Raw genomic sequence first — 13,785 nt, forward strand, 5'->3', positions numbered from 1 at the left:
GTCACGGTGCCCCACGTCCGTACGGGCCGGGCGCCCCTCGACGAGACGGTCACGTTCGTCGGAGGCCGGACACCGGTGCCACACGGTGGTCGAACGGGATCAGGGGCGGCAGGGCGGCGTTGCGGCGCCGCACTATCGCCCCTGAGCCGGTCACTCCGCGGGTGCGGCCAGGACCGGGGACCGCCGCGTGGGTCAGCCGGTCGCCGGGGGGATGTTCTGGTTGAGGTGGAAGAAGTTGGTCGGGTCGTACTGGGCCTTGACCGCCCGCAGCCGGTTCCAGGTCTCGCCCGGGTAGGCGTCGCGCACCCGGTCCTGGCTCTCATCGCCCAGGAAGTTGACGTAGGCGCCGGAGTCGCTCTGCCGGATGGCCGCCATGAAGTCGGCGACCCACCTCTCGCGGACGACCCGCTCCTCGGGACCCTCGTAGAACGCCGCGACGTTCACCATGATCTTGCTGTTCCGGTGCGCGAACGCGGTCGCGTCGGCCGGCACGCGGGGCACCGCCCCGCCGAGCACCCGGAGCTGGATGGCCCGCATCGAGGCGTCGGAGGAGGCGAGGTAGTCGATGATCGTCTCGGCCATCTCCAGGTCCACGCCGTCCATGAACATCGTCGAGGCCACCGCCGAGGGCTGCTCTCCGTGCTCCTCCGGCGGGAACATGGCCGAGTACGGGATGCGCTGGATGAAGTCGGCGAGCGGCGTGGCCAGCGCGCGGAACGGCGCGAGGACCCGCTCGCCGTCCTCCTCGGGCCCGGAGTGGACCAGGAAGGCCAGCACGATCATCGAGCCGTGCAGCTCCTCCGGCAGGAACGGCATCGGCGGCGCCGGCATGACGTTGGCGATCGTGGACAGCTCGTCCGGCGCGGCCTCCGCCGCCGCCATGAACCCGGCGACGACCTCGGCGGTCGCGGGCAGCACCAGGATCCCGCCGAGGACCGACGACAGCGGGTACAGCTTGAAGCGCAGCCGGGTGACCACGCCGAAGTTGCCGCCGCCGCCGCGGATGGCCCAGAACAGGTCCGGGTGGTTCCGCTCGTCGACGAGCAGCACCTCGCCGTCCGCGGTCACTATCTCGGCGGCCAGCAGGTTGTCGATGCTCAGGCCGTGCTTGCGCACCAGGAACCCGATGCCGCCGCCGAGCGTGATGCCGCCGACGCCCACCGAGCCGGTGTCGCCGAAGCCGGTCGCGAGCCCGTGCGCCTCCGCCGCGACGGTGTAGGCGCCGGCGGTCGCCCCGCCCTGGGCCCACGCGGTGCGGCTCTCGGCGTCGATCTCGATCTCGGACAGGTCCTGGAGGTCGAGCACGATGCCGCCCTCGGTGACGCTGTGTCCGGCGTTGCTGTGGCCGCCGCCGCGCACGGCCAGTTCCAGGCCCGTCTCGCGGGCGAAGGTGACGACGCGCACGACGTCGTCCACGTCGGCCGGCCGGACGACGGCCAGCGGACGGCGGTCGAACCCGCCGTAGACCCTGCGTGCCTCGTCGTACCCCTCGTCATGGGGCTCGGTCACGCTGCCGCTGAGGACTGTACGAAGGTGCGAAATCGTGTCAATCGACACATTTATCGACATAAGGAAAACCCCTCCGGAGCGGCCTGTTCACCCGCTCGTCGCTGACAGAGAGCGCGCTCGCGTTCCGGCGATGACGGAGTCATCGGCCAGGCAGTCACTCTCACGCATGATTCCGCCCGGCGCCTCGCCCCCACAACCCGAATAGGGGTGGGGTGGGGTACCGGTCCAGGGGTGCGCGAGACGCGTCCGCACCGCCGCGAGGGCCCGGCGGTGCGTGCGGCGGCCACCATCACCAGGGGCGGTCGCTCGTGCGGTTCTCACCGTCGCGAGGGCCCGGCGGTGCGTGCGGCGGCCACCATCACCAGGGGCGGTCGCTCGTGCGGTTCTCACCGTCGCGAGGGCCGGCGGTCCCGGGCGGTCACACCTGGGAGCGCGGCTCGCGGGCGGCGGCGAATCTGCGCAGAGAGTCCAGGGCGGAGACGCCGTAGACCTCCTCCACGGCGTCGGCAAGCAGGTGGCACATCCGGAACCTGTCCAGCGGGGTCAGGCCCATGCGGGTGAGGTGCAGGTAGGTGTAGTTCAGCAGCACCCGGTAGCGCAGGAAGCCGGGGTCGGTGAAGACCGCCTCGTGGTAGGCCGCGCTGTCGAAGATCAGGCGCTGCAGCTCGCCCGGCTCCCGCCGCGGCACCGGCAGGTCGCCCAGCCGGGCCTCCAACGCCTCGCCCGGCCGGGTCATCGGCTGGGGCAGCCGTCCCTGGTCCATCAGCGCGCCGGCGCGGGCACGGTAGCGCTCGAGCAGCGCGGCCCATTCCCGCACGAACGGAACGGGCGGCGCGGCCGGGTCGTCCAGCGCGGCGACCACGTCCCGCACCCGGCCCGTCAGCGCCTCCCGCCGCTGGGCGAAGTCGCGCTCGAAGCCGGCGCGCGCGGCGTCGGGGTCGGCCGCCCAGGTGATGAACCCCTCGGCGTGCATGCGGTACGACAGGTAGCTGCGGGCGATGGGGTGGGAGGTGTGCGCGACGGTCAGCATCAGGCTCAGAGCCAGGCCGAGCCTGCCGTCCTCGCCCGCGCGCACATGGTCGAGCATGGCGAACAACAGCGGGGTGCTGTCGGCGTAGAACGCCGTGAGCAGCTCCACCGCCTCCTCGCTGCCGAGCACGTGCCGCCGCGAGTCGTACGGCGCGTCGCGGATGGAGTTGTCCGGCGGCCACGGCGTGAGCGGCCCGTGCTCCTGCTCCCGCACGGCCATCAGGCGGTGCCGGGTCAGGCTCTGGTCCGGGTCCAGCACGGTCGTGGACGGATGCTCGCGCAGGTAGGCGCCGACGACCTCGTCGATGCGCGGGCGCACCACCTCCCGCCACACCCGCGGCGCGGCCTTGACGTTGATCCGCAGGTGCGGGCCCTGCCTCCAGTGGCGCAGCACGTACGCCGCCTCCACCCGGCCGCGCAGCCCGTCGAGCAGCGGCCGCACGGCGTCCAGCAGCAGGCCGTCCTTGTCGGGGGCGTGGTAGTAGACGTGCGCGCAGTGCCAGGCCGGGGCCTCGTTCACGGGCGAGCCGGTCAGGGGGACCACCTCCGGGAGTCGGAACGGCCGGCCAGGGCGGTGAGGGCGCGGGCGGCCAGGAAGGACACGTGGTGCTCCGTGCCGGCGCGCAGACCGAGCCGGTTGTGGAACAGGTGGGCGCACCGCAGCAGGATCAGCGGCACCGTGCGCCGCTCGGGCGGCACCGCCATGGCCAGGAAGGCGTGCGGGGACCCGGGGTCCGCGGGGGCGCACCTGCCCGCGGCGCGCAGCGCGCCGAGGTCGTCGCGCAGGGCGCGCACCGAGGACGCCCACGTGCCGAGCAGGCCCTCGCCCGGCTCCGGCAACGCCCACAGCGCGCGGGTCTGGGCCAGCACGGCGTCCCCGCGGCGCAGCCAGTCGTCCTCGCCGCCCGGGGTCCGGGGGCGCCGGTTCGCCTCCTCGGCGGCGGCGGCGAACCTGCCCGCGGCGGCGGGCAGGTCGGGTTCGCAGGCCGCGAGCACGATGGTGAGCGCGGCCAGCCCGATCGCGGCACGCCGTTCCATCGCCGCGCCCGCCTCCAGCACGTGGAGGGCGAGCGCGCTGGACACCGCGAAGTGCCGCTCCGCGGCGGCCACGCAGGCGTTGTCGCCGTAGGCGTCGTGCTCGGGCCGGTAGGCGATGAACTCCACCGAGTCGGGGCGGCGCAGCCGCTCGTCGTACCGCTCGCGCCGCTCGCCTCTGGCCACGGTCGCCGCGAAGGCGCGGTAGGCGTCCGCGTCGACCGGGGGAGAGGGCGACGCGGCGAAGTAGGCCGTCGCGCGCTCGCGTACCAGGTCGCGGACGTGCGCGGCCCGCGAGGGGTCGGGGACCCACAGCCGCAGCCGCACGTGCTGGCCGCCCTCCCAGTAGCGGAGGAAGAAGTGCCGGTAGGCCGGGCCGTCGGCGGCCGCCTCCCGCACCACCGGCGCGACCACCCCGGTGAGCAGCGCGTCGATGTCACCGAAATGGAACAGATGCGCACTCACCCAGCCGCCGGCGGCCTCCCCTTCCCCGTCCACAGGCGCCTCCCGGTCCACGCGCGCCTCCTCGTCCACCGGCGCTTCTCCGCCCATCCGCGCCTCCACTCCCGCCTGCGCTTTCGCACCTGCCGGGGCTCCCGAGCCCGGCTGCGCGTCCGCGCCCATCCGCGTCCGCCCGCCCGCCCGCGCCTCCCGGTCCACCGGCGCCTCCGGGCCTGTCCCCGCCTCCGGGCCCGTCCGCGTTCCGGTCATCGGCCGGGGCCTTCGGAGAGCTGGACGACGTACTCGGTGACGCGTCGCCCGGCCCCGTACAGCGGGGCGTCGGCCGGGTCGGGCAGGGCCTCTTCCAGCACCATCAGCGCCTCCGGGTCGCGCAGCGAACGTAGGAACCCGGTCAGCAGCAGCATGTCGGTCACATCGACGTACATCGGCTTGCGGTCCTTGCTCAGCAACCCCACCAGCAGACCGTCCCCGAGACCGACCACCCGGGCGAAGAACCGGCGGGGCACGCCGTGCGACTCCAGCCACGCGGCCAGCCGCGGCAGATAGGCCGCCTCGCCCTCGCCCTTGGCCGGCACAGGAAACTCGCCCGCCCGCAGCCGCCAGGCCGTCCGGCCGAGCGTCACCCGCCCGACGTCCATCCGGGGCCAGCGTTCCACTTCGCCCTCGGCCGGCGTATCGCCCCGGGTGCGGAACACCCACCCGGGCACCATCGCGACGGAAGGCTCGCCGAACGCCCGCACGAGGAACTGCAACCACGGCGGCAGCCAGTGCTGGGCGGTCATCCCGAGGTGGACCGGCCGTACGGCGCGGCCCTCGCCGTCGAGCAGCGCGAGCCGATCCCGCACGGGGTCGTAGACGGCCGTCAGGTCGGCGGGCGCGAGGAGCGGCAGCCCGGCGTCCCCGGCCGTGAAGGGGTGGTCGACAGCCAGGTCGGCCGTGGCCGGGCGCACGTTGAGCCCGCCGCCCACCAGGCCCCGGCACTCGGCGACCAGCACCTCGCGCTGAGCGGCCCGCAGCTCCGCGGCGGGCGGGGCGTCACCGCCGGCCAGCGTGACCAGCCGGTGCAGGCGCGACAGCCCCCGGCCGTATCCGGCGGACACCGAGTTGACGACGGCGCGCACGCCGTCCGGCCCGTCCGGCACGGCCTGCAGGTAGCAGCAGATCGAGCCGGGCGGCCGGACGAAGCGCGGCCAGGAGGCGGCGAAGCCGGACAGGCGGCCGGCGGTGACATCGACCACGGCCTCCCGCGCCGAGGGGCCGGCCCCGGCCAGGTCCCAGAACCGCCGCCGCAGCTCCGACAGCTCACGCAGGCCCGGCGGGGCCTGCTCGCCCGGCGTCGCGCGCGGGACCGCCACCGGGTTGCGCAGCATCTCGCGCAGCAGCGCGCCGCCGGTCCCGGGTGTCGCCGCGTGCACCTCGCGGTAGAGGTCGAGGGCCCGGATCCGCCCGCTGGCGCCGTGCCGGCCGAGGAAGAAGGCGGTGGCGGCGATCTTGACGGGCAGGTCGGGATCGAACAGGCCGATCAGCCCGCGCACGGCGTCGAGGTCGTCGCACACCCCGCGCCAGGCCGCGGCGTCCAGCCGTCCCGCGACGCCGGGGATGACGGCGCTGTGCCAGAGCAGGTTCTTGGCCGGCAGAGACGGCCCGCCCGTCCCGGTCGGCAGCACCTCCTCCAGGACCTCCCGCACCACGGCCGCCGGATCACCTTCCTGACCGCCTTCCGGACCGGCGGCCGAACCGCCTTCCGAACCGCCTTCCGGACCGGCGGCCGGCGGCGGCGCCGTGGGGCGGCCGGTGTGCCGTGGGGCGGCGGGGTGCCCGGGCAGCCGCCGCAGGGCTTCGGCGGCCCGGCCGACGGGCGCCGCGTGTGGTGAGGCCCCGTCCTCGGCGAGCCAGGACGCCAGCCGTCCCACAGGGTCGGCCGACTGCTCGTCGTACGGGGGCACCAGCTCAAGCAGGCCCGCGTCGACCAGCGGCTCGATCCCGGGGGCGTCGGCGATCGTGGGGAAGGGGTGCTCGCCCACCCAGCCGAGCGCCTGCCGCACGCCGGGGCTCGCCGGCACGCTGGACAGCGGTTCGGTGGGTCCGGGGCCGAGGAACCAGACCCGTCCGCCGCCGTCCGCCGCCGACGGGTTGATCCGCAGCCGCGCGCGCCGCCGCACGGAAGGATGCCGGGCGAGCGCGGCCCACAACGGGCGCAGGACGGCCCGGTCCAGCTCGGCGACCTCGTGCCACAGTGGCTCGCCGCAGGTCTCCACGGCGGGGCCGCCCGCCGTCCAGCGGCCGAGCCCGCTGAGGGTGAACGTGGCGTACGGGCTGGTCTTGACGGTCGCCCTCGCCAGGTACTTCGCCAGCCGCAGCAGTTCCTGCCGGTCCGGCGGGCGGTCGGCGGGCCCGGCGAGCCAGGCGTCGAGGCGGGCGGCCAGCACCGCACTGCCCTGGGAGAGCCCGCGCCGGAAGCCGTCGTCGGCGACCGCTTCGCGCAGCAGCGCGACCTTCTCCCGGGACTCCTCCGCCAGCACGGCGGGCAGCGCGTCGCGCAGCGCGTCCGCGCGGTCCCTGCGGGCGGTCCACTCCCTGACGCGCGCGGCGAGCTCCTCGGGCAGGGAGGCCAGCACCTCGGCCGAGACGGCCCGGCCGGACGGGCGGCGCCCGGAGAACACCGCGCGCCGCAGCGCGACCAGACCGGGCTTGAGCGGCCCGCCCGCCGCGCCGCCGATCACCTCGTGCAGCGGGGCGGACAGCTCGGCGCCCTCCCGGCGCAGCCACGCCGAGATCTTCGCGAGCTCGTCCACGAGCTCCCAGGTGCGGGTGCAGCGCATCCGGTCCAGCCCCGCCAGGGACAGGCCCGCGACGCGGACCGCGAAGACCGGCGACACGGCATAATCTCGACAGGCGAGCCATACCGGGTCGCCGCCCCCGCCTGCGGGGGCGGACTGCGCTACGTGGGTCAACGGAAACGCGCTCCTCGTGTGGTTCGCCGGGGGGCCGAGGGCGCCCGTGGAGTGGGCGCCCTCGGCCCTGCTCATCTCACCGGCGGGCCCGTGGGCTCACCGGTCCTGATATTCGGTCGTGCCCTGCCGCTCTACGCCTCGGGGGCCCAGCAGCTGGTGGCCGACAGGTAGGACGAGCAGTAACCGGTGTAGGAGGAGGCGCCGGTCTCGATGGTGCCGTGGCCCTCCACGACGATGGAGTCGGCGGACAGCACGTCGATGGAGTCGACCTCGAGACCGCGCAGGTCGAGGTTCAGGTTGTTGTTGGACATGTCGTTCTCCTTCTGCGAAAGATCATTTGCGGTTCGATCGCGTACCGGCCGCGGACCACGGGGTCACGGCCGTCATCGGGGGATGGGCGTCACCTCCTCGCGTGCGCCGGGCGGGATCTGGCGGGCCAGGAGCGGCCCGCCGGTCAGGGGCGTGCCCGTCGCCAGGAACGACAGGCTCCGCAGCGGAGTGGCGGCGATCCCGAGCACCTCGTCGGTGGTGTCGTTGGCGCCGTCGGAATGGATGCGGGCGGCCAGGCCGAGCGCGGCGGCGGCCAGGGCCGCGCGATGGACGACCAGGCCCGCCTCGATCTGCTGCAGGCGGTACCAGCGGTCGCCGAACAGGCCGGCGCCCGCCAGCGGGTCGCCCACGGGGACGAGCGCGGCGGCGGCCCCGCGCAGCGCGACGCGGGTGTTGGGCAGCAGGCGTGCGCCGGCCACGGCGGCCACCCGCTCCGCGCCGGCGACCTCGACCAGCTCCCGCCGCTCCGCGTCGTACCAGTACCCGCCGGGGGGCAGTCCGTCCACCCGCAGGGCCAGCAGGCACAGGGCGGTCGCCGCGGGCCCTTCCTCGGCATCGGGCAGGTCGGCGGGGTAGCCGCCGGCCGCGGCCACCATGATCGCGCCGAGCGCGCCTCCCGGGAGGGCGACCGGCCGGTACCCGGCCGTCGGGGACGCCCGGCGCGGCACCCCGGCCGCCAGGCGCACCCCGGGCGCGGGCTCGGGGAGCGGGATGGCGGCCCCCGTCCCCACCGGCGGACGCGGCCGCAACCGGCTCGCCCCGCGGGACGGGGCGGCATCGGGCGACGGTACGGGAGCCGAGGACGGTGCGGGACCTGGGGACGGCGCGTCCATGGATGCCGGGGCGGCCCCGGGAGAGGGGACGGTGCCGGGGGAGGGGGTGGGGCGGAGGCCGGCCGTACCGGCGCGGTGCAGGCCGGCGGCGGGACCCTCGGGCATCGGCAGGGGGAGCGGCGTGCTCTCCTTCGCCACCGCTCCCGAGAGCGGCGCGACCTGCCCCTGGGACGGACGCGGGGGCGAGAGCGGCGCGGCGTCGTCCGAGCCCGAGAGCGATGAGGCCGCTGATGCGGCGGTGGGCGGCAGGGTGAGCGCGAGTACGGCCAGCGTGGCCTCGCGCGCGCCGTCGAGGCCGAGCAGACGGTCGACGTCCGCGTCGGGGAAACGCAGGCGGGCGCGGGCGGTCATGCCCAGCCGCCCGGCGACGGCCATCGCCTGGGCGAGCAGGACGCCCGTCTCCTGGCAGATCAGGCGGTAGCCGAAGTCGCCGTACTTGAACATCGACCGCCAGAACACCGCCGACAGCACGAGCGTGACGTCCGGCGTCGCCGGATCCGCGAGCAGGCCGCTCAGGGCCGGGATGTGGTCGCCCTGCCGCACCTGTTCCAGAGCGTGGTGCACCGGGTCGTAGTGGTACAGGGCGGCGGGCAGGCCGGGGACGCGCGGCTCCCCGGCCGCGACGTACGCCTCGACGGGGTACAGCCCGCCCCCCGAGGGCGCGGGACGGCCGACGAGGAGCATGGGCGGCCCGCCGAGCGGATCGCCGAGGTCGTCCAACTCGTGCGACCACACGAGTCTGGCCACGCCGAGCAGCTCCCGCAGCAACTCGCCGACCAGGTCGAGCGCGGGGCCGTTCCGGGGGTCGGTCCGGCCGGGCGGGTGGAGGGCCGTGTCGTCTCCGGTGGCCCCCTCACCGGCCGGGTCGAGGGGTGCGTCGTGCCGGGTGGCCCAGGGCAGGACGGTGCGCTCGGCGTCGGGGTACCGCTTGTGGCGGGTGGGGGCGTTGGCGCGGTCGATGGACAGCGGCCCCCGGTTCCGCATCGCGGCCAGGTAGAGGCGGGTGGCGTCGCCGGGGGCGCCCGTCGCCGTGGTGCCGTGCATCCGGTCTGCCTCTCTTCCTTCGCCGGTCCTGCGAACTCCTGGTGTGCGGACTGTCGGTGCGCGCATTCCTGGTGCTGGTGCGGTGGTCGAGGCCTGGCCGTGGTCAGGGGAAGGGGTGAGGGTAGGGGTTCAGCTCGTCGGGCCGCAGGTCGTCGTCCCGGTAGCCGAGCCTCCGGGGCAAGGACAGCAGCCGCGGCAGGCCGTGGGTGCGGCGGTGCCGGTGCCCGAACGTCATCGGCATCGCCCCCGGCACGATGACCTTCGCGCCGGAGAAGCCGCCCGCCCGCGCCTCGGGAGAGGTGATGTCGACGGCGATGACGTCGAGCCCGCTCGCCAGGTAGCGCCCGGCCAGCTCGGCCAGGTCCGCCGTGAGGTCGTCGTGCTCGGGCCAGCCCAGCCGGGCCGTGACGTCCGCCACCGTGAGCGCGGGCCCGTCGAGCGGGAGGAAGCCCAGGCGCCCGAACGCCTCGGGGTGGCCGTACAGCAGGGGATGGTGCTCCAGCAGCCGCACCTCGCCGGAGTCGGCCGCCAGCCGGGCCGCCTCCCGCGGGTCGTATCGCTCGATGTGGCCCTCCAGCATCGGGCCGAGGTCGTCGAGCGCCCGGCGCAGCGCCCGCTCCGGCGACAGGTGGGCGGCGGTGCCGCACAGCGCCCGCGGCCGGTCCGGCCGGCCCGTCGCCTCGACGGCCATCACCCAGAACACCGGCACCTGTTGCTCCAGCATGGCGACGAAGGCGTGGACGTCGTACCCGAGCCGGTCCCGCACCCGCTGGGCCAGCATGGGGATGCGCCGGTCGGCCGCCGACGCCAGGTCGACACGCGGGATGGGCATCCGGGCGTACCAGGTGGTGAGGAACGCGTCCCGCTCGGCCACCTCCAGCAGCCCGTACAAGATCGCCTCCGCCGGGTTGCCGCCGAGGGCGCACCCGTTGGAGCATTCGTAGGCGAACCCCAGGTCGCCGGCCGGACGAGGCCCGAAGTAGGCGTAGCTCTCCGGCACCAGCACCGGTTCGTCGCGGCGGAAGGAGTACGCCCACACCCATGCGGTGGGCCGCTCGGGATGAAAGCGGGTGAACCAGAAGTCGGGCTGGTCGTACCAGCCGTCGGGGTAGAGGCCCAGCGTCCGCGGGTCCAGGGCGCGGCCGGCGAGGTCGGCGTACGCGGCGCGCACGGCGGTCCGCCTGCCGCGCGGATGGATGCCCGCGATCCGCTCCAGGGCCTCGGCGATCGCCGTCGCCCGCGCGGAGGGGAAGTCGTCGCTGCGGCCGTACCCGTGGTGGCTCTCGTGCGCGGTCCGCGCCGGGCTGAGCCGGGCGACCGCCATGGGGCCGCCCCCGCGCTCCTCGGCGACCAGAGCCTGAACGATCCCGGTCTCCGGGTCGACGAACCGCCGTTCCAGTTCGGCCGCCCTGCCGCTGATGCCGCCGACGCGGAAGGACGCCGGGTGCGGCTTTGGCGCCGGCTCGGGGATGTAGCGGCCGGCGTGCGGGCCGTCGTCCGGCCTGGCGCCGCAATCCGGGCACAGCGGGTCGGCCAGGAACCCGTGGCGGCGCACCAGCCCCGTCGGCACGTGGATCCTGAGCAGCGCGCCGGCGGTCCGCGCGGACGCGGGGTCGCGTCGCAGCCGGTCGGCCTCGTCGGCCACCAGCGCCGCCACCGTCCTGGCGAGGAGCGGGGTGAGCAGGGCGCAGGGCCGGGTGTCCAGCTCCGCGCCGTGCCGCTCGCGCAGCGCGTCGCGTCCCACCGCGTCGGGCCGGTTGCCGGCGCGCCGCCGCGCGACGCAGGTCGGGCAGCCGGGGGCGGCCGGGCGCACCGCCGGGCCGATCAGCACCCATCCCGCGTCGACCCGGACCGGCAGCCACGGCACATCCTGCTCGGCCGCCCGCCGCGCCACCGCGGGATAGGACCGGACGTCATCGGCGTCGGTCGCGATGACGATCGCCCCCACCCCACGGCCGGCGGCACGACCGGCGAGATCGGCGGCGCCGGAGAGATCGGCCGGACGGGGAAGGCCGGCCGGACGGGGAAGGCCGGTGGGTCCGGAGAGATCGCCGGTGTCCGACAGATCGGCGGAGGGGGCCGCGAGATCGGACCGGCCGCGCGGACCGGCGGGACCGGCGGCCATGAGGCGGGAGCGGATCGCCGCGTACAGCCTGCCCGTTCCCTGCACGGTCACCGGACCAGGAGGCTCGGCGGGCGCGGTCGCCGGGGCGGTGTCAGTCGTCAAGGAGCACGACCTGGGTGACGAAGGGGAGCAGCCGGGACGCCTCGGGGTCGCCGTCCAGCGGCACCGCGACCGGCACCCTGCCGGCCGCGCGCAGGGCCCGCGTCATCACCCGCACGGCCTCCTCCGGGTCGCCGGACGGCGCCCACAGGGGGCGCGCGGCGGAGTACGCGCTCTGCCGTTCGGCACGGGACTGCCAGGCCAGCAGCAGCCGCTCCAGGCCGTCCCGCAGGGCGGCCTGTGCCGTGGCCGCCGCCGACACCAGCACCGCCCCGCCCGGGACGGTGAAGGCGTGCGCGGGCACGCCCAGAACCGGCGTGCAGTCCCGGACGTCCAGCGGCACCCCGGCCAGCCGGAGCCGGCGCGCCAGGGCCCCCGCCACCGGATCGGACAGCAGACCGGCCGGCGGGTCGACCGCCGGGCCGGCGACGAAGTCGGTCGTCACGTCGGAGGGCGCGCCTGGTGTGCCCGCGGTGCCTCCTGTCAGGCGGGCGACCAGCAAGGACTCGACGTGGGCGCGGAGTCCGGCGGCGAGCGCCTCCGGCCAGGTGAGGCCGGCTCCGGTGCCCTCGGGGGCTCGGAGCATGCCGGTCCCGGTGAGCCGCAGGGCCGCCACGGGGACCGCGCGCGGCCGGCCCTCCGGCAGCTCCACCCCCCACACGACGCCCTGGCCTCCAACGTCCCCGCCCCTGGCGTCCCGGCCTGCGACGTCCTCACGCTCGGCGTCCCGGCGTGGGACGTCCTCGTTCCCGCCGTCCTGGCCTCCGCCGTCCCAGCTCATGGCGTCCCGGCTCATGGTGTCCCGGTCTGCGGTGTGCGGGCCGTCGGTGTCCGCGGCGGCGAGGACGCCGTAGGTGGCGAGCGCGGCCAGCAGGCAGCGCAGCCGCGCCGTCCGGCGGTCCTCGCCCCATCCGACGACCTGCGGGGGCGGCGCCCACCCGGGCAGCGCGCCCAGCGGGTCGGAGACCGTCGCCTGACAGACCGGGAGCGGGGTCTGCGCCAGTCCTTCCTCGTCCAGCGCGCCGATGAGGCCGAGCCGGGAGTCGATCGCCTCCGCCGCCCGGTCCGGCAGCTCGCCCGCGCCGACCGCCGCGGCCGACGCCAGGGACTCGGCCAGCGCCCGCGCCGCCTCGGGGCCACGGGCCCGCCGGGTGACGACACGAGGATGGGGGACGAACCGGTGCGGAAAGGTGTCCAGGTTGCGCAGGTCGACCCGGGTGAGCGCGGGCTCGGGGGCGGCGCCGACGGCGTCCAGGCCGGTCAGGTGGGAGAAACAGGCCAGGGCCGGCATGGCGGCGACGACCTCGGGCAGCGGGCCGACCAGCAGGTTCTCGCCGGATGCGGCCGGGGTCGCGGCCGGCAGCGCGGCCAGCCGGTGCCAGCCGGACTCGACGGCCGTCACCGACGGCCTGCCCACCTGGCTGAGCCACACCTCGGCGGGGCGCACCAGGGCCTGGCCCGCGGGGATGCCGGCCGCCTCGCAGCCGCGGGCCGTCCGCGCGAGCGCGCCGAGGTCCGTGCTCACCTGGAGCAGGACGTCGGCGTCGTTGGCGATGACGTCGGGCAGGGACGCGCCCGGGACGATCCGCACCTCCTGCGCGGGATCGCGGCGGGCCTCCTCCACCGTCCGGCCGATAGCGGCGGGGCCGGGGCCGGCCACGCTGATCCGGCGCCAGCCGGTGCCGACGCACGCGGCGAGCAACGCCGTCAGCAGCGGCCCGTCGCCGGCCAGCACCAGCCGGGAGCCGCGAAGCCGCTCGAACCGCCATTCCGGGGAGTCGAGCACGTAGCCGATGAAGGCGATCTCCTCGGCGTACACGCGGCGCTCGTCCTCGGTCAGGCCGTGCGGCCGCGAGCGGCGCGCGTCCACGACGAACCGCTGCTCCGCCAGCCGGCGCACCAGGTTCTCCACCATGTCGCGCTTGTCGCCCGGCAGTCGCTCGGTCAGCTCGGCCAGGGTGTGCTCCCCAGTGAGCGCCGGGGCGAGCCTGCTGAGCCACGCGTACGCCTGGCGGCCCCGCAGCACGCATGCTCCGTAGTCGCTGTGCACGTAGACCCCGTCCGGACTCTCGACGAAACGCACGTCGTCCGACAACCGTGGCCGCATCGCCATATCGGCGCGTGGGAGCGCTCCCATGGGTCCCAATATTAAGATCCTATGACCGAAATGTAAATCTTCCGCACGTTGCCCATCATGTGTAGAATCGCGCGAATTTCGGATAGGGGTGAGCCGTAATTCACGGTTCCCTATCGGAAGTACATGGAAAATGGTCTGTCTGATTTGTCGGTATTGGACGGTATGCGGGCGCTGTTGGGTTCGTGTCGGCATCGGGCGCGTGACTCGTCCCCGAAACATCATCCATGG

The 13,785-nt window shown here is 75.6% G+C and carries 8 protein-coding genes; all 8 read right to left on the reverse strand.

The window, feature by feature from the left end; translation table 11 throughout:
* Positions 1–192 precede the first annotated feature (192 nt).
* Complete coding sequence (locus ACWEN6_RS10500) at positions 193–1,509, reverse strand: FAD-binding oxidoreductase (RefSeq protein WP_452569949.1); 1,317 nt, start codon at positions 1,507–1,509, stop codon at positions 193–195.
* A 418-nt stretch (positions 1,510–1,927) separates the two neighbouring features.
* Positions 1,928–3,082, reverse strand: a complete 1,155-nt coding sequence (locus ACWEN6_RS10505) for a thiopeptide maturation pyridine synthase (protein WP_452569950.1) — start codon at positions 3,080–3,082, stop codon at positions 1,928–1,930.
* Entirely contained in the window at positions 3,070–4,125 is a 1,056-nt protein-coding gene (locus tag ACWEN6_RS10510) for a lantibiotic dehydratase C-terminal domain-containing protein (protein ID WP_452569951.1), read from the reverse strand. Before ACWEN6_RS10510 ends, ACWEN6_RS10505 begins: the two co-directional genes overlap by 13 nt.
* A gap of 155 nt (positions 4,126–4,280) precedes the next feature.
* Positions 4,281–6,914, reverse strand: coding sequence for a lantibiotic dehydratase (locus ACWEN6_RS10515; RefSeq protein ID WP_452569952.1), 2,634 nt, complete (start codon positions 6,912–6,914; stop codon positions 4,281–4,283).
* A 206-nt stretch (positions 6,915–7,120) separates the two neighbouring features.
* Positions 7,121–7,300 (reverse strand): hypothetical protein, encoded by a 180-nt coding sequence (locus ACWEN6_RS10520; protein ID WP_354835813.1) that lies wholly within the window; start codon positions 7,298–7,300, stop codon positions 7,121–7,123.
* A gap of 72 nt (positions 7,301–7,372) precedes the next feature.
* Positions 7,373–9,196 carry a SagB family peptide dehydrogenase gene (locus tag ACWEN6_RS10525; RefSeq protein WP_452569953.1) on the reverse strand — a complete coding sequence of 608 codons (1,824 nt, stop codon included), beginning with the start codon at positions 9,194–9,196 and terminating at the stop codon, positions 7,373–7,375.
* Positions 9,197–9,299: 103 nt separating this feature from the next.
* Complete coding sequence (locus ACWEN6_RS10530) at positions 9,300–11,423, reverse strand: TOMM precursor leader peptide-binding protein (protein ID WP_452569954.1); 2,124 nt, start codon at positions 11,421–11,423, stop codon at positions 9,300–9,302.
* Complete coding sequence (locus ACWEN6_RS10535) at positions 11,413–13,557, reverse strand: hypothetical protein (protein ID WP_452569955.1); 2,145 nt, start codon at positions 13,555–13,557, stop codon at positions 11,413–11,415. The genes ACWEN6_RS10530 and ACWEN6_RS10535 overlap by 11 nt, the downstream gene beginning before the upstream one ends.
* Positions 13,558–13,785: the final 228 nt, after the last annotated feature.

This window comes from Sphaerisporangium sp. NPDC004334 (assembly GCF_053602655.1).

Excerpts from the sequence above, each read along its gene's own strand:
- ACWEN6_RS10510 (WP_452569951.1), bottom strand. The coding sequence starts at position 4,125 with ATGGGCGGAGAAGCGCCGGTGGACGAGGAGGCGCGCGTGGACCGGGAG.
- ACWEN6_RS10520 (WP_354835813.1), bottom strand. The coding sequence starts at position 7,300 with ATGTCCAACAACAACCTGAACCTCGACCTGCGCGGTCTCGAGGTCGAC.
- ACWEN6_RS10525 (WP_452569953.1), bottom strand. The coding sequence starts at position 9,196 with ATGCACGGCACCACGGCGACGGGCGCCCCCGGCGACGCCACCCGCCTC.
- ACWEN6_RS10535 (WP_452569955.1), bottom strand. The coding sequence starts at position 13,557 with ATGGGAGCGCTCCCACGCGCCGATATGGCGATGCGGCCACGGTTGTCG.